This is a genomic window from Arthrobacter agilis, from assembly GCF_030816075.1.
Classification (GTDB): Bacteria; Actinomycetota; Actinomycetes; order Actinomycetales; family Micrococcaceae; genus Arthrobacter_D; species Arthrobacter_D agilis_E.
In genome coordinates this window covers 1,197,958-1,216,278 of the sequence record NZ_JAUSXO010000001.1, presented here as the reverse complement: position 1 = coordinate 1,216,278, position 18,321 = coordinate 1,197,958, and the positions used below count along the sequence as shown (strand labels likewise).

Annotated in this window: 15 protein-coding genes; 2 read left to right on the top strand and 13 right to left on the bottom strand. The window is 70.5% G+C overall.

Annotated elements, in window-relative coordinates; all coding sequences use genetic code 11:
• Nucleotides 1–2: 2 nt before the first annotated feature.
• The 12 genes from tpiA to QFZ50_RS05300 form a co-directional block, all read right to left on the bottom strand.
• Complete coding sequence (tpiA, locus tag QFZ50_RS05355) at nucleotides 3–818, bottom strand: triose-phosphate isomerase (protein ID WP_307082616.1); 816 nt, start codon at nucleotides 816–818, stop codon at nucleotides 3–5.
• Nucleotides 819–926: 108 nt separating this feature from the next.
• Nucleotides 927–2,177 (bottom strand): phosphoglycerate kinase, encoded by a 1,251-nt coding sequence (locus QFZ50_RS05350; protein WP_307082615.1) that lies wholly within the window; start codon nucleotides 2,175–2,177, stop codon nucleotides 927–929.
• A 12-nt stretch (nucleotides 2,178–2,189) separates the two neighbouring features.
• The gene (gap, locus tag QFZ50_RS05345) at nucleotides 2,190–3,200 is read right to left on the bottom strand and encodes a type I glyceraldehyde-3-phosphate dehydrogenase (RefSeq protein WP_307082614.1); all 1,011 of its coding nucleotides are present in this window, start codon (nucleotides 3,198–3,200) and stop codon (nucleotides 2,190–2,192) included.
• Nucleotides 3,201–3,469: 269 nt separating this feature from the next.
• Complete coding sequence (locus tag QFZ50_RS05340) at nucleotides 3,470–4,111, bottom strand: superoxide dismutase (RefSeq protein WP_307082612.1); 642 nt, start codon at nucleotides 4,109–4,111, stop codon at nucleotides 3,470–3,472.
• 127 nt (nucleotides 4,112–4,238) lie between these two features.
• A complete protein-coding gene (whiA, locus tag QFZ50_RS05335; protein ID WP_307082610.1) occupies nucleotides 4,239–5,219 on the bottom strand; it encodes a DNA-binding protein WhiA in 981 nt (326 codons plus the stop codon).
• Nucleotides 5,220–5,229: 10 nt separating this feature from the next.
• Nucleotides 5,230–6,255 (bottom strand): gluconeogenesis factor YvcK family protein, encoded by a 1,026-nt coding sequence (locus QFZ50_RS05330; RefSeq protein ID WP_307082608.1) that lies wholly within the window; start codon nucleotides 6,253–6,255, stop codon nucleotides 5,230–5,232.
• Nucleotides 6,255–7,154, bottom strand: coding sequence for an RNase adapter RapZ (gene rapZ, locus QFZ50_RS05325; protein WP_307082606.1), 900 nt, complete (start codon nucleotides 7,152–7,154; stop codon nucleotides 6,255–6,257). The genes QFZ50_RS05330 and rapZ overlap by 1 nt, the downstream gene beginning before the upstream one ends.
• 92 nt (nucleotides 7,155–7,246) lie before the next feature.
• A complete protein-coding gene (gene uvrC / locus QFZ50_RS05320) occupies nucleotides 7,247–9,301 on the bottom strand; it encodes an excinuclease ABC subunit UvrC (RefSeq protein WP_307082605.1) in 2,055 nt (684 codons plus the stop codon).
• 90 nt (nucleotides 9,302–9,391) lie between these two features.
• The gene (locus QFZ50_RS05315) at nucleotides 9,392–10,060 is read right to left on the bottom strand and encodes a lysophospholipid acyltransferase family protein (protein WP_307082603.1); all 669 of its coding nucleotides are present in this window, start codon (nucleotides 10,058–10,060) and stop codon (nucleotides 9,392–9,394) included.
• Entirely contained in the window at nucleotides 10,047–10,703 is a 657-nt protein-coding gene (locus QFZ50_RS05310; protein WP_307082601.1) for an HAD hydrolase-like protein, read from the bottom strand. Before QFZ50_RS05310 ends, QFZ50_RS05315 begins: the two co-directional genes overlap by 14 nt.
• Nucleotides 10,704–10,789: 86 nt before the next feature.
• On the bottom strand, nucleotides 10,790–13,699 hold the full coding sequence (gene uvrA, locus QFZ50_RS05305; protein ID WP_307082599.1) for an excinuclease ABC subunit UvrA: 2,910 nt from the start codon (nucleotides 13,697–13,699) through the stop codon (nucleotides 10,790–10,792).
• A gap of 85 nt (nucleotides 13,700–13,784) precedes the next feature.
• The gene (locus QFZ50_RS05300; protein WP_307082597.1) at nucleotides 13,785–14,162 is read right to left on the bottom strand and encodes a GntR family transcriptional regulator; all 378 of its coding nucleotides are present in this window, start codon (nucleotides 14,160–14,162) and stop codon (nucleotides 13,785–13,787) included.
• Between the two features lie 107 nt (nucleotides 14,163–14,269).
• Between QFZ50_RS05300 and QFZ50_RS05295 the strand changes: the two genes are divergently transcribed.
• The gene (locus QFZ50_RS05295) at nucleotides 14,270–14,920 is read left to right on the top strand and encodes an MBL fold metallo-hydrolase (protein ID WP_307082596.1); all 651 of its coding nucleotides are present in this window, start codon (nucleotides 14,270–14,272) and stop codon (nucleotides 14,918–14,920) included.
• Between the two features lie 24 nt (nucleotides 14,921–14,944).
• Here QFZ50_RS05295 and QFZ50_RS05290 read toward each other — a convergent pair whose 3' ends face one another.
• Nucleotides 14,945–15,718 carry a trans-aconitate 2-methyltransferase gene (locus tag QFZ50_RS05290; RefSeq protein ID WP_307082594.1) on the bottom strand — a complete coding sequence of 258 codons (774 nt, stop codon included), beginning with the start codon at nucleotides 15,716–15,718 and terminating at the stop codon, nucleotides 14,945–14,947.
• Between the two features lie 180 nt (nucleotides 15,719–15,898).
• Between QFZ50_RS05290 and QFZ50_RS05285 the strand changes: the two genes are divergently transcribed.
• Complete coding sequence (locus QFZ50_RS05285) at nucleotides 15,899–18,313, top strand: DEAD/DEAH box helicase (protein WP_373462249.1); 2,415 nt, start codon at nucleotides 15,899–15,901, stop codon at nucleotides 18,311–18,313.
• Nucleotides 18,314–18,321 lie beyond the last annotated feature (8 nt).

Sequence of the window (18,321 nt, the reverse complement as noted above, 5' to 3'; positions counted from 1 at the left end):
AACTAGTCTGTCACCAGATGCTGTTCGAACCTGACAATACTAGCAAACTCGGACACATCGAGGCTCGCACCGCCGACGAGGACGCCGTCGACGTCGCGCTCCCTGAGGATGCTCGCGGCGCTGGCCGCCTTGACCGAGCCGCCGTACAGCAGGCGGGTCCCCGCGGCGGTCGCGGCGTCGAACAGGGAGCCGAGTTCCGCGCGGATGGCGGCACACATCTCCTGCGCATCATCCGGGCCGGCGACCTCGCCCGTGCCGATGGCCCAGACGGGCTCGTACGCGATGACGAGCGACGCCGCCTGCTCGGGCGTGAGCCCGGCGACGCCCTGGCGCACCTGCTCGAGCGTGTGGGCCACATGCGCGCCGGCCTGCCGGACCTCGAGGCCCTCGCCGACGCAGAGGACGGGGACCAGGCCGTGCCGGTAGGCGGCGTGCACCTTCCGGTTCAGCAGGTCGTCCGACTCGGCGTGGAGGGTGCGGCGCTCCGAGTGGCCCACGAGCACGTAGGTGCAGTCGAGCTTGGCGAGGAACTGCCCGGAGATGTCGCCGGTGTACGCGCCGGAGTCCTCTGGGGAGAGATCCTGCCCGCCGTAGACGAGCTGCAGGTCATCGCCCTTCACGAGGGTCTGGACGCCCCGGAGGTCGGTGAACGGCGGGAAGACGGACACCTCGACCCGCGAGAAGTCGTGGCCCGCGTCGTCGAGGGTCCAGGCCAGCTTCTGCAGGAAGGTGATGCCCTGCATGTGGTCCAGGTTCATCTTCCAGTTGCCCGCGATGAGCGGCCGGCGGTCGAAGGCGCCGTTGGTCGAGGTGGTCATCGTGCTACTCCATCTGTTCGTTCCATGAAGGCGGGACCCGCGCGGCCTCGGCCGTGCGGGTCCCGCCATTCCTGTGCGCCCGTGCCGGGCGGCTGGTCCTGCGGGTCGCTAGTCGCGGGCCAGGGCTGTCAGCCCGGGCAGCTCCTTGCCCTCGAGGTACTCGAGGCTCGCGCCGCCGCCGGTCGAGATGTGCCCGAACCGGTCGTCGGCGAAGCCGAGGCCGCGCACGGCCGCGGCGGAGTCGCCGCCGCCGACCACGGTCAGGGCGCCGTCCGCCTGCGCGTCCGTGAGCGCCTGCGCCACGGCCCGCGTGCCGCCGGCGAAGGCGTCGAACTCGAACACGCCCATGGGGCCGTTCCAGAACACCGTCCTCGCCTCGGCGATGTTCGCCGCGAAGTCCTCGCCCGTGGCCGGTCCGATGTCGAGCCCGATGCCCGAGGCGCCGTAGGTGCCCGCCTCGATCGCGTCGGCGGCGACCACGCTGTGGCCGGCGTCGGCCGCGAACTTCTCCGCGACCACGATGTCCGTGGGCAGCACGAACTGCGTGCCGTCGCGCGGGCCGCGCTCGAGGTAGCCGCGGACCGTCCCGATCTGGTCCTCCTCGAGCAGGCTCGCGCCGACCTTGTGCCCCTGGGCGGCCAGGAACGTGAACACCATGCCGCCGCCCACCAGGATCCGGTCGGCCGTGCCGATCAGGTTCTCGATCACGGCGAGCTTGTCGGAGACCTTCGAGCCGCCGAGGACGACCACGAACGGCCGCTGCGGGTCCTTCGTGAGCCGCTCGAGGACCACGAGTTCGTCCCGCACCAGGTCGCCCTGGTAGGCGGGCAGCAGCGCGGCGATGTCGTACACGCTGGCGTGCCGGCGGTGCACCGCACCGAAGGCGTCGTCGACGTAGGCGCCGCCGTCGCCCGCCAGCTGCGCGAGTTCACGCGCGAACTCCGCGCGCTCGGCGTCGTCCTTGCTCGTCTCCCGTGCGTCGAACCGCACGTTCTCGACGACGAGCACGTCGCCGTCGGCGAGAGCTGCCGCCGCGGCGCGCGCACCCTCGCCGGTGGTGTCGGGGGCGAGCGTCACCGGGAAGTCGGCGAGCTCACGGAGCACGTCGACCGCCGGTTTGAGCGAGTACTTCTCCTCGGGCGCACCCTTCGGCCGGCCGAGGTGGGCCAGGACGATGACGGCGGCGCCCGCCTCGCTCAGCTTGCGCAGAACGGGCAGGGACGCGCGCACGCGGCCGTCGTCGGTCACCTGCAGGGAGGGGACGTCACCCTCGAGGGGCACGTTGAGGTCGGAGCGCACGATGACGCGGCGTCCCCGGACCCCTTCGGCGAGCAGATCGTCGAGCGTTGCGTAGGCCACGGGCGGTCCCGCCTAGGACAGCTTGGCGGCGACGATTTCCGTCAGGTCCACCAGGCGGTTCGAGTAGCCCCACTCGTTGTCGTACCAGCCGACCACCTTGACCTGGTTGCCGAGGACCTTGGTCAGGCCGGAGTCGAAGATGCACGACGACGGGTCGGTCACGATGTCCGAGGAGACGATCGGGGCGTCGGTGTAGGAAAGGTAGCCCTTGAGGGAGCCGTCGGCCGCGGCAGCGCGGTACGCCGCGTTGACCTCGTCGACGGTGACCTCGCGGCCCACGGTGACGGTGAGGTCGGTCGCGGATCCCGTGGGCACGGGCACGCGGATGGCGTAGCCGTCGAGCTTGCCCTTGAGCTCCGGCAGGACGAGGCCGATCGCCTTCGCCGCACCCGTGGAGGTGGGGACCATGTTGATCGCAGCGGCGCGTGCACGGCGGAGGTCCTTGTGGGGGCCGTCCTGCAGGTTCTGGTCGGCGGTGTAGGCGTGGACCGTGGTCATGAGGCCGCGCTCGATCCCGAAGGAGTCGTTCAGCACCTTGGCGAGGGGGCCGAGGCAGTTGGTGGTGCAGGACGCGTTGGAGATGATGTGGTGGTTCTCGGGGTCGTAGTCGCCGTCGTTGACGCCGAGCACCACGGTAATGTCCTCGTCGGAGGCGGGGGCGGAGATCAGGACCTTCTTGGCGCCGGCGTCGATGTGCTTCCGGGCGTCGGCGGCCTTGGTGAAGAAGCCGGTGGACTCGATGACGATGTCGACGCCGAGGTCCGCCCAGGGCAGGTTCGCGGGGTCGCGCTCGGCGAGGACGCGCACACGCTTGCCGTCGACCACGAGGTCACCGCCGTCGACCTCCACGGAGGCCTTCAGGCGTCCGGTGACGGAGTCGTACTTCAGCAGGTGCGCGAGGGCCTCGGGGCTCGTGAGGTCGTTGACCGCGACGATCTCGAGGTCCGCGCCCTGCTCGAGGGCCGCGCGGAAGTAGTTGCGACCGATGCGGCCGAAGCCGTTGATTCCAACACGGGTAGTCACTGGTTTCCATCTCCTTCATAGGTGGTGTCGCCTGCCTGACCCTCACGGGTGAGTCCGGCGACGAATACATCTGGTACCGGGCACACCTTCGTGCCGAAATTCTTCGGGTCCTGCCGGCTCCTTCCGGAGCATGGTCGCCAGGGGTGGAGCCCGGGAGTCCTCCCGGCCTCCACCTTACTCAGCGCGGCGTTCCCGCACGCACTCGTGACGCCGGTTGCCGTGGACGGGGAGCCGTGATGCCTGCCCTGCCCGTCCACGGCCGATGGCCATCAGGCCCCGGGGGTGGTCCCGGGGGTGATGAGGACCGACGCGCCGGTCCGTGCGGCCTGGAACCGGGTCTGGACGTCCGCCCAGTTCACGAGGTTCCACCAGGCCTTGACGTAGTCGGGCTTGACGTTGACGTAGTCCAGGTAGAAGGCGTGCTCCCACATGTCGAGCATCAGCAGCGGGATGGTGCCCACGGGCACGTTGCCCTGCTGGTCGTAGAGCTGCTCGATGACGATGTTCTTGCCCAGCGGCTCGTAGGCGAGCACGGCCCACCCGGAGCCCTGCAGCGACGTCGCGGCCGCGGTGAAGTGGGCGCGGAACGCGTCGAAGGAGCCGAAGGCGTCGTCCAGCGCGGCGGCGAGCTCGCCGTCGGGCTTGTCGCCTCCCTCCGGGGACATGTTCTTCCAGAAGATGCTGTGGTTGATGACCCCGCCGACGTGGAAGGCCAGGTCCTTGGAGAGCTTCGGGATGGTCCCGAACTCGCCCTTCTCGCGGGCCTCGGCGAGCTGCGCGAGGGCGTCGTTGGCGCCCTTGACGTAGGTGGCCTGGTGCTTGGAGTGGTGGAGCTCCATGATCCGGCCCGAGATGTGCGGCTCGAGGGCCGCGTAGTCGTAGTCAAGATCCGGCAGTACGTATTCGCTCACGTAGTCCTCCAGGTAGTGGTCTCAGGTGGAATCTCTGGTGCCCGCGCGGACCGTCGTCCCCGCGGTTCGGAGGGCAGGCGGCCCGTTCGATCGAAAGCGGGCTTGCTGTTCCATCCTATGCACTTCTTCACTCGTCGAGCATGTCCGCGGTCACATTGGCGTCCGTCCCGGGGATCCCGATGTCCGAGGCCCGCTTGTCCGCCATCGCGAGCAGCCGGCGGATCCGCCCGGCGATGGCGTCCTTCGTCATGGGAGGGTCGGCGAGCCGGCCGAGTTCGTCGAGGCTCGCCTGCTTGTGCGCGACGCGCAGCTCCCCGGCGTAGCGGAGGTGCTCGGGGACGCTCTCGCCGAGGATCTCGAGGGCGCGCTCCACGCGTGCCCCGGCGGCGACGGCGGCCTGGGCGGACCGGCGCAGGTTCGCGTCGTCGAAGTTGGCGAGGCGGTTGGCCGTGGCGCGGACCTCCTTGCGCATGCGGCGTTCCTCCCACACCATCAGCGCGTCGTGGGCGCCCATCCGCGTCAGGAGGGCAGCGATGGTGTCGCCGTCGCGGATGACCACGCGGTCGATGCCGCGGACCTCGCGCGCCTTCGCGGAGATGTCCAGGCGCCGGGCGGCACCCACGAGGGCGAGGGCGGACTCCGGTCCGGGGCAGGTCACCTCGAGGGAGGAGGACCGTCCCGGTTCGGTGAGCGAGCCGTGCGCCAGGAACGCGCCCCGCCACACCGCTTCGGCGTCCGCCGTCGACCCGTTGACGACCGCGGAGGGCAGCCCGCGGACGGGGCGGCCGCGGCTGTCGAGGAGTCCGGTCTGGCGGGCCAGGGATTCGCCGTCGCGCACCACGCGGACCACGTACCGGTTGCCGCGCTTCAGTCCCCCGCCGGTCACCACGATGATCTCGCTGTTGTGGCCGTACACCTCGGCGATCGCGGCGCGCAGCCGGCGGGCGGTCGAGGCGAGGTCCACTTCGGCCTCGATGACGATCCGGCCCGAGATGATGTGGAGGCCCCCGGCGAACCTCAGGAGCGCGGACACCTCGGCCTTGCGGACCGAGGACTTCTTCACGTCCAGGTGAGAGAGTTCCTCTTTGACGTCGGCGGTCAGGGCCACAGATGCACTCCTAGTTCTCCCCAAACATGTCGTTGTAGGACGTCGCCAGCCGGAGCGGGTCGTGGACGGGCTTACCGGTCGAAGCTCCCACTGTACCGAAGACGGCGCGTCCCCCCATTCCCTCGACGGCCCGCTCGAACTCGTCCTGGTCGGCTATGACGGACGGGTCGGCGAGCACGACGTCGACCGAGAAATCCGGCGCGTACCGGGAGATCACCTGGAGGTGGTCCACGGCGCTCATGCCCTGGGTCTCCTTGGTGTCGTTGCTGAGGTTCATGGTGAGGCACCGTTTGGCGGAGGTGCGGCACAGGGCGTCCCGCAGTTCGGGGAGCAGCAGGTGGGGCAGCACGGAGGTGTACCAGGAGCCGGGACCGAGGACCACCCAGTCGGCCAGCTCGATGGCCTCCAGTGCGTCCGCGCAGGCGGGCGCGGCGGCCGGGAGGAGCCGGACGCTGCTCACGTTGCCCGTCTCGGACGCGACGGCGAGCTTCGCCTGGCCGGTGACGGTCGTCAGGCGCAGGGTCCCCTGGACCTCGCTGAGGAGGTCCCCCTCGATGGTCAGGGGCACGCGGGCCATCGGCAGGACGCGCCCGCGCGCGCCGAGGAGCGCTCCGGCCCACTGCAGGCCCGCCACCGGGTCCCCCAGCAGCTCCCACAGCGTGACGATCAGCAGGTTGCCCATGGCGTGGTCGTCCAGGGCGCTCTCGACGCCGTGGCGCGAGCTGAAGCGGTGCTGCATCACGTCACGCCAGGTGCGGCCCCAGTCGGTGTCGTCGCACAGGGCGGCGAGGGCCATGCGCAGGTCACCGGGCGGGAGCACCCCGAGCTCGTGGCGGAGGCGGCCGGAGGAGCCGCCGTCGTCGGCGACCGTGACCACGGCGGTCAGGTCCTGCGTCAGGAGCCGCAGCGCCGAGAGGGAGGCCGAGAGCCCGTGGCCGCCGCCGAGGGCGACGACGGAGGGTCCGGCGCCCGATCCGTCACCCTGCCGACGCGCGGACGGAGGGACGAGGGGCAGCGGGCCGGAGAAGAGTGCCACTACTCACGTCCGAGATCGCGGTGATGCGCGGCGACCTGCACTCCCGGCAGCTGGGCCAGGCGCTGTGCGATCTCCTCGGTCACCGCCACGGAGCGGTGCTTGCCGCCCGTGCACCCCACGGCGATGGTGGCGTAGTGCTTGTTCTCGCGGCGGTACCCGTCGAGGACGGGGATCAGGGCGTTCACGTACCGTTCGATGAACTCGCCGGCGCCCTCGGCCCCCAGCACGTAGTCGCGCACCGGTGCGTCGAGTCCCGTCTGGGGGCGCAGGACGGGGACCCAGTGGGGGTTGGGGATGAAGCGGACGTCCGCCACGTAGTTGGCGTCCGCCGGCAGGCCGTACTTGAAGCCGAAGCTCATGACGTTGAGGCGGAGGACGATCGGCCCCGAGTCGGAGAACAGCTCGGTGACCTTGGTGGCCAGGGCGTGCACATTGAGGTCGGTGGTGTCGATGACGTCGTCCGAGGAATGCTTCAGCTCCTTCAGCACCTCGCGTTCGGCGGCGATCCCGTCGAGGATCCGGCCGTCGCCCTGCAGGGGGTGCGGCCGGCGGCCCTGTTCGAAGCGGCGCACGAGGACGGCGTCGTCGGCGTCGAGGAACAGCACGCGGTACTTCACGCCGGCCGAGCGGAGACCCGCGAGGGAGGCCTGGATGTCCTGGAACAGCTCCTTGCCGCGCACGTCGACGACCACGGCGAGCCGGGGGATGGTCTCGGGCGTCCGGGCGACGAGCTCGGTCAGCGTGGTGAGCATCTGCGGCGGGAGGTTCTCCACGACGTACCAGCCGTGGTCCTCCAGGGCGTTGGCGGCCGTGCTGCGGCCGGCCCCGGACATACCGGTCACCACCAGCAGCTCGGATTCGGCGTGTTCGACCGGAGTCAGGCTCGTGGCCTCAGTCATCGTGGTGCATCCGTTCCGGCTCGACGGGGCCTCCGGTCTCCCGGCCTGCCCTGGGGTGGTCTCCGCGGCCCGTGGCCGCGCCTTCAGCCTAGCTAATCTTCGATGATCTCGCCCGTGGCCATGTTCACGGCCGGAGCCGGGGCGTCCTCGGGGGCGACGGCGAGCGAGGTGCGGATGGTCGCGGCGAGGGCCGGTCCCACCCCGGGGACTTCGACGAGCTCCTCGACGGTCGCCGCCCGGATCTTCTTGACGGAGCCGAAGTGCTTGAGCAGGGCCTTGCGCTTGGCGGGGCCCAGCCCGGCGACCTCGTCGAGCGCGGAGGCGGTCATCGACTTGCCGCGCTTCTGGCGGTGGAACGTGATGGCGAAGCGGTGGGCCTCGTCGCGGATGCGCTGCAGCATGAACAACCCCTCCGAGGCGCGCGGGAGGATGACGGGGAACTCGCTGTCCTGGATCCACACCTCCTCCAGCCGCTTGGCGAGGCCGATCACGAACACGTCGTCGATCCCCAGGTCCCCCAGGGCGCGTGCAGCAGCGGCGACCTGCGGCGGACCGCCGTCGACGACGACCAGGTTGGGCGGGTAGGCGAACCGGTTGCGGGTGATCGCCGTCGTGGTGTCCTTCAGCGGCGCGCCGTCCGCGTCGAGCGGCTCGTCCACCGCGGGGTGCGCGAGGACCGACGCCTCGTCGTCCACGGGCTCCGTCTCGGGATCGGGAACTGCGGCGTCACGCGCCGTGCCCGCCGTCCCGGCGAGGTAGTTGCGGAACCGGCGGTGGATGACGTCGTACATGGACGCCGTGTCGTCCCGTGCGGCGTCCCCCGTGATGGAGAACTTGCGGTACTCGGACTTGCGCGGCAGGCCGTCCTCGACGACGACCATGGAGGCCACGACGTTGGTGCCCTGCACGTGCGAGATGTCGAAGCACTCGATGCGCATGAGCGGCTGGGGCAGGTCGAGGGCCTCCTGCAGCTCCTGGAGGGCGGTGGACCGGGTGGTGATGTCACCGGCGCGGCGGCTCTTGTGCAGGCGGAGCGCCTCGGCTGCGTTCTGCTCGACGGTACCCAGGAGCGTGGCCTTGTCGCCGCGCTGCGGCACGCGCACGTCCACGCGGGCGCCGCGGAGCCCGCGCAGCCATTCGAGCATCTGGTCTGAGTTGCTCGGCAGGACGGGCACGAGGACCTCGCGCGGGATCTGCTCGTTGCTGCTGCTGCCCTCCCCGTAGACCTGCTGGAGCAGGTGCTCCACGAGTTCCGGGGTGTCCATGTCCTCGACCTTCTCCACGACCCAGCCGCGCTGCCCGCGGATGCGCCCGCCGCGGACGTGGAAGACCTGGGCGGCGGCCTCGAGCTCGTCCTCCTTGATCGCGAAGATGTCGGCGTCGGTGTCCTCGCTGAGCACGACGGTGTTCCGTTCGAAGACCCGGCGGAGCGCCGCGATGTCGTCGCGGAGGCGGGCGGCGGATTCGTAGTCGAGCTCCTGGACGGCCTCGGCCATCTTCCGCTCGAGCCCGGAGATGAACTTCTTCGCCTCCCCGGACATGAAGTCGCAGAAGTCGCTGGCGAGGGCCTTGTGGTCCTCCGCGCTGATGCGTCCCACGCACGGTGCGGAGCACTTGTCGATGTAGCCGAGGAGGCAGGGCCTGCCCGTGCGCTCGGCGCGCTTGAACACCCCGGCACTGCAGGTGCGGACCGGGAAGACGCGGATCATGGTGTCCACGGTCTCGCGGATGGCCTTGGCCGGGTAGAACGGGCCGAAGTAGCGCGTGTCCTTCTTCTTGTCGCCGCGCATGACCTGCACGCGGGGGTACTTCTCCCCCATGGTGACGGCAAGGTACGGGTAGGACTTGTCGTCGCGGAACATGATGTTGAACCGCGGATCGAACTCCTTGATCCAGGTGTACTCGAGCTGCAGGGCCTCGAGCTCGCTGCCGACGACGGTCCACTCCACGCTCGCGGCGGTGAAGACCATGCTGCGGGTCTTGGCGAGCAGGCCCTGCGGGTTCGCGAAGTAGGAGTTGAGGCGGGACCGCAGGTTCTTGGCCTTGCCGACGTAGATGACCCGGCCGTGCTCGTCGCGGAAACGGTAGACCCCGGGGTCGAGCGGGATCTCGCCGGGCTTCGGCCGGTACGTCACTGGATGTGCCACGCCTCAATCCTAGGTCCGGGCAGCGACATGCCCTGACGGCGGCGGCGTGGTTCCGCTGACCGCTGACGGCGCCCGCCGCCGGGACCCGGACTACTCGGCGGCGGGGCTCTGGTTGTAGTGCGCCACCCGGTCCTGGCCGGTGAGCTCCGCGATGCTGTCCATGATGGCGTCCGTCGCGCTCCGCCGCGCGGGCAGCGGATGCCCGGGACCGGTCTTCGCGAAGACGAGGGGGCGGCCGATCCGCAGGGTGAAGTGCTGCGGCCGGATACCCTTCTTGCCCGCGGGCTGCAGCGCATCCGTGCCGATGAGCCCCACCGGCACCACGGGAGCGCCGGTGGTGAGCGCGAGCCAGCCGACGCCGGTCCGTCCGCGGTAGAGCCTGCCGTCGCGTGAACGGGTGCCCTCCGGGTAGATGCCGACGCCGTCGCCCTGTTCCAGGAGGTCGAGGAGGGTCTTGAGGGCCTGGACGCTGGCGGCCTGCTGCCCGCGCTCGACCGGGATGGACCCCACCCCCTCGAAGAAGGACTTCATGAGGGCGCCCTTCAGCCCGGTACCCGTGAAGTACTCGGCCTTGGCGAAGAAGGCGACGGGCCGGGGCATGAGCGCCTGCACGAGGACGCTGTCGAGGAAGGAGAGGTGGTTGGCCGCGACGATGAACGGGCCGTCCGCGGGGACGTTGTGCAGCCCCTCAACGGTCGGCCGGCAGAGCCCCGCGATGAGGCCGCGGGTGGTGCTGCGGGTCAGGTCATAGACGCCCACCGAGCACCTCCAGCAGCTCGTCGGCGGACTGCACGAGGGTAGTGGCCCCGGCGTCCTCCAGTTCACCGGGTGCGGCGAAGCCCCACCCGACGCCGACGCACGGCAGGCCGTTCGCGGTGGCGCCCTCGACGTCGTGCCGGCGATCGCCGACCATGACCGCGGAGCCGGCCGCGGCGGGGTGGCGGTCCAGGGCTGCCCGGATGATGGGGGCCTTGCCGCCGGTGGCCGCCGTCTCGTCGCGCGGGGATCCGTGCACGGAGGCGAAGAGGTGCCGGAGTCCCTGCACGGCGAGGAGCTCCTCGGCCAGCCATTCGGGTTTCTGGGTGGCCACGGCGACCACGGCGCCGCGACCGGCCAGCGCGTCGACGCAGCGGGCGATACCGGGGTAGGGGCGGCTCCGGGCCATGCCGGACTCCACGTAGCCCGCGCGGTAGGTGGTCAGGACCTCCTGCACGCGGTCGGCGGGCACGCCCGCCAGGGAGGTCAGCGACCGGACGAGCGGCGGGCCCACCATGGCCTGGAGGGCATCGTCCGCCGGCACGGGCAGGCCGTGGCGGCGCAGCGCGTCGCTGATGCCGTCGGTGATGGCTCCTGCCGGGTCGACGAGGGTTCCGTCGAGGTCGAAGAGTATCAGCGAATGCATATTTGCCACCGGGCAAGCTTGCCATAGCCGGGGAGGGCATGCGCCACGCATGCCCTCCCCGGCATATCCCGGTCGGCGGAGGCGGGCTACTGCGCCTTGTCGAAGATCTCCTTCAGGAACGTGCCGGTGTAGCTCGCCTCGTTCCGGGAGACCTGCTCGGGAGTGCCCGTCGCGATGATCTGCCCGCCGCCCGAGCCCCCGTCGGGTCCGAGGTCGATGACCCAGTCGGCGCTCTTGATGACGTCGAGGTTGTGCTCGATGGTGATCACCGTGTTGCCCTTGTCCACGAGGCCCTGCAGGACGAGCAGGAGCTTGCGGATGTCCTCGAAGTGCAGGCCGGTGGTCGGCTCGTCCAGGACGTAGATGCTCCGCCCGTTCGAGCGCTTCTGCAGCTCGCTGGCGAGCTTGACGCGCTGCGCCTCGCCGCCGGACAGCGTGGTGGCGGGCTGGCCCAGCCGGACGTAGCCGAGGCCCACCTCGACGAGCGTGTTCAGGTGGCGTGCGATCGGGCTGAACGCGGCGAAGAACTCCGCGCCCTCCTCGATGGGCATGTCGAGGACGTCGGCGATGGTCTTGCCCTTGTAGTGCACCTCGAGGGTCTCGCGGTTGTACCGGGCCCCGTGGCACACCTCGCAGGGGACGTAGACGTCCGGCAGGAAGTTCATCTCGATCTTCAGGGTGCCGTCGCCCGAGCACGCCTCGCAGCGTCCGCCCTTGACGTTGAAGGAGAACCGTCCCGGCAGGTAGCCGCGGACCTTGGCCTCCGTGGTCTCCGCGAAGAGCTTGCGGATGTTGTCGAAGACGCCGGTGTACGTGGCGGGATTCGACCGGGGGGTGCGGCCGATCGGGCTCTGGTCGACGTGGATGACCTTGTCCAGGTGCTCCAGTCCGTCGATCCGCTTGTGCCGGCCCGCGACCTGCTTGGCGCCGTTCAGCTTGTTGGCGAGCACCTTGTACAGGATGTCGTTCACGAGGGTCGACTTGCCGGAGCCGCTCACGCCGGTCACCGCGGTCAGCACCCCGAGCGGGATCGTGGCGTCCACGTTCACGAGGTTGTGCTCCCGCGCGCCCACGACCTTCAGCTGCCGGGACCGGTCGATCTTGCGGCGCTTCGCAGGGATCTCGATCTTGCGGCGCCCCGAGAGGTAGTCGCCCGTCAGGGACTGCTCGTTGGCCAGCAGGTCCTCCAGGAGGCCGGAGTGCACCACCTGGCCGCCGTGCTCGCCCGCGCCGGGCCCGATGTCCACGATCCAGTCGGCCTCGGCGATGGTGTCCTCGTCGTGCTCGACGACGATCAGCGTGTTGCCGAGGTTCCGCAGGCGCGTCAGCGTCTCGATGAGGCGGCGGTTGTCGCGCTGGTGGAGCCCGATGGACGGCTCGTCGAGCACGTAGAGCACACCGACGAGCCCGGAACCGATCTGCGTGGCGAGGCGGATGCGCTGGGCCTCGCCGCCGGAGAGCGTCCCCGAGGCCCGCTCGAGGTTGAGGTACTCGAGGCCGACGTCGAGCAGGAAGGTCAGGCGGGCCTGGATCTCCTTGAGGACCTGGTTGGCGATCTGCGCCTCACGGCCGGTGAGCACGAGGTTGTCGAGGAACTCGGCGCAGTCGCGCATGGGCATCGCGGAGACCTCGGCGATGGAGCGCCCGTTGATGAGCACGGAGAGCGACGCCGGGTTCAGCCGCGCGCCACCGCAGGTGGGGCACGGGATCTCCCGCATGTACTCCTCGTAGCGGTCCCGGGCGTTGTCGGACTCGGTCTCCATGTGCTTGCGCTGGATGTACTGCACGGCACCCTCGAAGCCGGTGCTGTACTTGCGTTCCCGCCCGAAGCGGTTCTTGTACTGCACCACGACCTTGTGGTCCTTGCCGTACAGCGCGGCCTCCCGGGCACGGTCGGGGAGCTTCCGCCAGGGGGTGGTGATGTCGAAGTTCAGCTCCGACGCGAGCCCTTCGAGCAGGCGCGTCCAGTACTCGAGCGTCGCCGTCCCGAGCGACCACGGGGCGATGGCGCCCTCGGCCAGGCTCAGGTCCGGGTTGGGGACCACCAGCTCCTCGTCGACCTCGAGCTTGCTGCCGATGCCGGTGCAGGCCGGGCAGGCACCGAAGGGGTTGTTGAAGGAGAACGAGCGGGGCTCGACCTCGTCGATGGCCAGCGGGTGCTCGTTGGGGCAGGCGAGGTGCTCGGAGAACGCGTGGAGGCGCTTCGCGTCGTCCTCCGGCAGGTCCACGAACTCGGCGAGCACGCGGCCGTCGGCGAGCTTCAGGGCCGTCTCGACGGAGTCCGTCAGGCGCTGCTGGATGCCGCCCTTCACCACGAGGCGGTCGATGATGACCTCGATGGTGTGCTTGTACTGCTTGCCGAGCTTCGGCGGATCGCTGAGCTGGATGAGCTTGCCGTCGACGCGCGCACGCGAGTAGCCCTTGGCCGTGAGTTCCTGGAAGAGGTCGACGAACTCGCCCTTCCGGGCGCGGACGACGGGCGCGAGGATCTGGAAGCGGGTGCCCTCGTCGAGCTCGAGGAGCTGGTCGACGATCTGCTGCGGCGTCTGCTTCGCGACGGGCTCGCCGCAGACCGGGCAGTGGGGGCGGCCGACGCGCGCCCAGAGCAGGCGCATGTAGTCGTAGATCTCCGTGATGGTGCCCACGGTGGACCGGGGGTTCTTGCTCGTGGACTTCTGGTCGATCGAGACCGCGGGCGAGAGGCCCTCGATGAAGTCGACGTCGGGCTTGTCCACCTGGCCGAGGAACTGCCGGGCGTACGCGGACAGGGACTCGACGTAGCGCCGCTGGCCCTCCGCGAAGATGGTGTCGAAGGCCAGCGACGACTTGCCGGAGCCCGAGAGGCCGGTGAAGACGATCATGGCGTCGCGCGGCAGGTCCAGGTCGACGTTGCGCAGGTTGTGCTCACGCGCGCCCTTGACGATCAGCCGGGACAGGTCCTGGGGGGCCAGCTCCGGGTTGTGGGCGTGCTGCTCGAGGGAATTTGCTATAGACACTCATCCACTGTAGGGGAAAAGGGCTTCGAAGACATATTCGATTTACGGGTTTTCCGCGCGGTTGCCAGGGCCTGCGGCGACCCGTTCACGCTCGGCGCAATGCCGCCCTCACGATGGCCACCGCGTCGGTCTCCGACAGGCCTGCGGAGCGCACCACCTCCGCGAAGGCGTCAGCGGCGGCACCCACCTTCTCCCGCGCCTCGTCACCGCCGGAGGTGATGACCGTCCCGGCCCTCCCCCTCGTCTCCACGACGCCCGCCTGCTCCAGTTCGCGGTAGGAGCGGGCGACGGTGTTCGCCGCGATGCCCAGGTGCGCTGCGAGCGCGCGGACCGGCGGCAGGCGCGTGCCGACGGCGGCCTTCCCCGTTGTCGCCGCCGCCAGGATGGCCTGCTTGATCTGCTCGAACGGCGGCACCGCGCTCTGCGGGTCCAGCTTCAGCCACCGGGGGATGTCCTGCTCCACGCCTGTTCCTTCCGGGATGCGGTGCCGCGACCGACGGCCCGCGGCGTACTCGAACCCTACCCGCCGTGTCCGCCCGCCCGGCGGGGGCGCATGCCTACACTGTGCTCATGACCGGCCCCCTGCACGACCTCAGCGAGCTCACGATCCGCAGCATCTCCGTGTCCGAGATGGACAACAACGTCTACGTGCTGACGTCCAGGTCCAGCGGCGCGCAGGTGCTCATCGACGCCGCAGACGACGCGCCCGCCATCCTCGGGCTCCTCGCCGACGCACAGGAGGACACGGACGCCGAAGCCCGTGTGGCCCTGATCGTCACCACCCACTCGCACTGGGACCACGTGCGGGCGCTCGCCGAGGTCAGGGACGCCGTGAGGGCCCGCACCGCCGCCGGTGCCGACGACGTCGCCGAGATCGCCGTCCCGACGGACGTACCGCTGCGGCAGGGCGACGTCGGGTCCTTCGAGGGCTTCGAGCTCGAGGCGATCCACCTGCGCGGCCACACCCCGGGTTCCGTCGCACTGCTCTACCAGGATCCCCACGGGCCCGCGCACCTGTTCACCGGCGACTCGCTGTTCCCCGGCGGCGTCGGCAACACCCAGGGTGACCCCGAACGCTTCGCCTCGCTGTACGGCGACGTCGTGGCCCGCATCTTCGACCGCCTGCCGGACGACACGGTGGTCCACCCGGGGCACGGGAGAGGCACGACCCTCGGGGCGGAGCGCGGCTCGCTCGGTGAATGGAAGCAGCGCGGCTGGTAGCACGGGCGCCGGGCCGGCACGCCGTCAGGCGGGCCGGTGCCCGACGGCGAAGATGCGGCGGAAGCCGAAGACCGTCCCGTGCCCGCCCCGTGGGTACGCCGTGCGGAGCAGCTCCGCGTAGCCGGCCTCGAAGTCGGCGGCCTCCCCGGGCGTCAGGACGTCCAGGACGGGCCGCAGGGCGGTCCCGCGGACCCACCCGAGCACGGCGTCCTCGCCCTGCAGCACCTGCTGGTACGTGGTCTCCCAGACGTCGGCCTCGAGTCCCGCGGCGAGCAGCAGCCGCAGGTAGTCCGCGGGTTCCCCGACGGCGTCGTCGTGGCGGAGCACGCCGCGCAGCTTCTCCGCCCACCGTGGGCTCGCCGCGTGCTCGCGCAGCAGGGCATGGGACGGGGCGGAGAAGTTGCCCGGCACCTGCAGCGCGATCCAGCCGCCCTCGGGCAGGGCTCCGCTCCAGCGGACCAGGAGCTCCTCGTGGCCCGGCACCCACTGCAGGGCGGCGTTCGTGACGATCACGTCGTCGGAGGCAGGGGCATAGTCGCGCAGGTCGCCGACCTCGAAGCGCAGGTTCGGCAACACGGGCCGCCGCCGCGCGGCACCGATCATGTCGACGCTGGTATCGATCCCCCGCACCGTCGCGCCCGGCCACCGCCGCGCGAGCGCCTCCGTCAGCTCCCCGGGTCCGCAGCCGAGGTCCACGACGCTCCGCGGAGACGGCGAGCCGATCCGCCCCACCAGGTCGAAGAAGGGCCGCCCGCGGTGACCCGCGTGGCGGCCGTAGAGTCCGGGGTCCCAGCGCATGGTCCACCCTAACTCCGCGGCAGGTCCCCCACCGGTAGTCTGAACGGACCATGAGGATCCAAGAGCACCTGCCCCCGGAACGACGACGGCCACCTTCCCGCGGACGCGGTCTACGAGGCCTTCACGGGCTGGGCGACGGCACGGGGCCTCACGCTCTACCCCGCGCAGGACGAGGCGGCGATGGAGCTCGTCTCCGGCAACAACGTGATCCTCGCGACGCCCACCGGGTCCGGGAAGTCCCTCGTCGCGATCGCAGCCCACCTGAAGTCGTTCGCCGACGGGCGCACGAGCTACTACACGGCGCCGATCAAGGCCCTCGTGTCGGAGAAGTTCTTCGCGCTCTGCGACATCTTCGGACCGGAGAACGTCGGCATGATCACGGGTGACTCCGGGGTGAACCAGGACGCCCCGATCATCTGCTGCACCGCGGAGATCCTCGCGAACCTCGCCCTCCGCGAGGGCGCCCTCGCGGACGTCGACACCGTGGTCATGGACGAGTTCCACTTCTACTCCGACCCGCAGCGCGGCTGGGCGTGGCAGGTCCCCCTGCTCGAGCTGCCGCAGGCGCAGTTCCTGCTGATGTCCGCGACCCTCGGTGACGTGACGCGCTTCGAGAAGGACCTCACGGAGCGCACCGGCCGCCCGACGGCGACGGTCACGTCGGTGGAGCGGCCCATCCCGCTGCACTACTACTACGTCGAGACGCCCGTGCAGGAGTCCCTCGAGGAGCTGCTCTCCACGCGGCAGGCACCCGTGTACGTGGTGCACTTCAGCCAGGCGGAGGCCATCGAGCGGGCGCAGAACCTCATGAGCGTCAATGTCTGCACGCGCGAGGAGAAGGACCGCATCGCGGACCTGATCGCGACCTTCCGGTTCTCGGCGGGCTTCGGCAAGACCCTGAACCGCCTCGTCCGCCACGGCATCGGCGTGCACCATGCGGGCATGCTGCCCAAGTACCGGCGCCTCGTCGAGCAGCTCGCCCAGGCCGGACTGCTGAAGGTCATCTGCGGCACGGACACCCTCGGGGTCGGCATCAACGTGCCGATCCGCACCGTGCTCCTGACCGCGCTCAGCAAGTACGACGGCGTGCGCACGCGCCTGCTCAACGCGCGCGAGTTCCACCAGATCTCCGGCCGTGCCGGCCGCGCCGGTTACGACACCGCGGGCACCGTGGTGGTCCAGGCGCCCGACCACGTCGTCGAGAACACCAAGGCCATGGCCAAGGCCGTCTCCAAGTTCGGTGACGACCAGAAGAAGCTGCGCCAGGTGGTGCGGAAGAAGCCGCCACAGGGCTTCGTCTCCTGGGGCAGGCCCACCTACGAGCGGCTGGTCGAGAGCATCCCCGATCCCCTGACGTCGTCGTTCTCCGTCAGCCACTCGATGCTCCTGAACCTCCTCGAGCGGCCCGGCGACCCCTTCACCGCCGCGAAGCGCCTGCTCACCGAGAACCACGAGACCCGCGCATCGCAGCTGCGGCTCATGCGCCGCGCCATCGGCATCTACCGGGAGCTCGTCACCGCCGGGATCGTGGAGCGGCTGCCCGTCCCCGAACCGGACGGCCGGCAGGTGCGGCTCAGGGTCCACCTGCAGGCGAACTTCGCGCTCAACCAGCCCCTCTCCCCCTTCGCCCTCGCGAGCCTGGAGCTCCTCGACCCCGAGGCGCCGGGCTATGCGCTCGATGTCGTCTCCGTCATCGAGGCCACGCTCGAGAAGCCGCGGCAGGTCCTCAACGCCCAGGAGAAGAAGGCCCGCGGGGAGGCCGTAGCCGCGATGAAGGCCGAGGGCATCGACTACGACGCGCGCATGGCCCGCCTCGAGGAGGTCAGCTACCCGAAGCCCCTCGAGGAGCTGCTGCAGCAGGCGTTCGACGTCTACCGGTCGTCCGCCCCGTGGCTCGGCGACTTCGAGCTCACCCCCAAGTCCGTGGTGCGCGATATGTACGAACGCGCCATGAGCTTCGGCGAGTACGTCGCCTTCTACTCGCTGACGCGCTCCGAGGGCATCCTGCTCCGCTACCTCGCCGACTGCTACAAGGCCCTACGGCACACCGTGCCCGTCGAGGCCCTCCGCGAGGACCTCAGCGACATCCTGGAATGGCTCGGCGAGCTCGTGCGGCAGGTCGACAGCAGCCTCCTCGACGAGTGGACCCAGCTCTCCGCCGGCGTGGCGCCGGGAGTCACCGTCGACGCCGTGGACCTGCCCGAGGAGCCGCCGTCGGTCACGTCCAACGAACGCGCCTTCCGCGTGATGGTCCGCAACGAGATGTTCCAGCGGGTGAAACTGTTCGCCGACGAGCGGGACGAGGCACTCGGTGCCCTCGACGCCGACTCGGGGTGGACCGCGGAGCGGTGGGCGGAGGCCCTCGACGGGTACTTCGGGGACTACGAGGACATCGACGACGGCCCGGAGGCCCGCGGGCCGGCCCTGCTGCTCATCACGAAGGCCCCGGGCGTCTGGAAGGTGCGGCAGATCCTCAAGGACCCGGAGGGGAACAACGACTGGGGCATCAACGCGGAGATCGACCTCGAGGCGTCGGACGAGGCGGGCAGCCCGGTGGTCAGGATCCTCGGCGTGGGGGCTCCGGCCGCCGCCTGAGCGGCCGC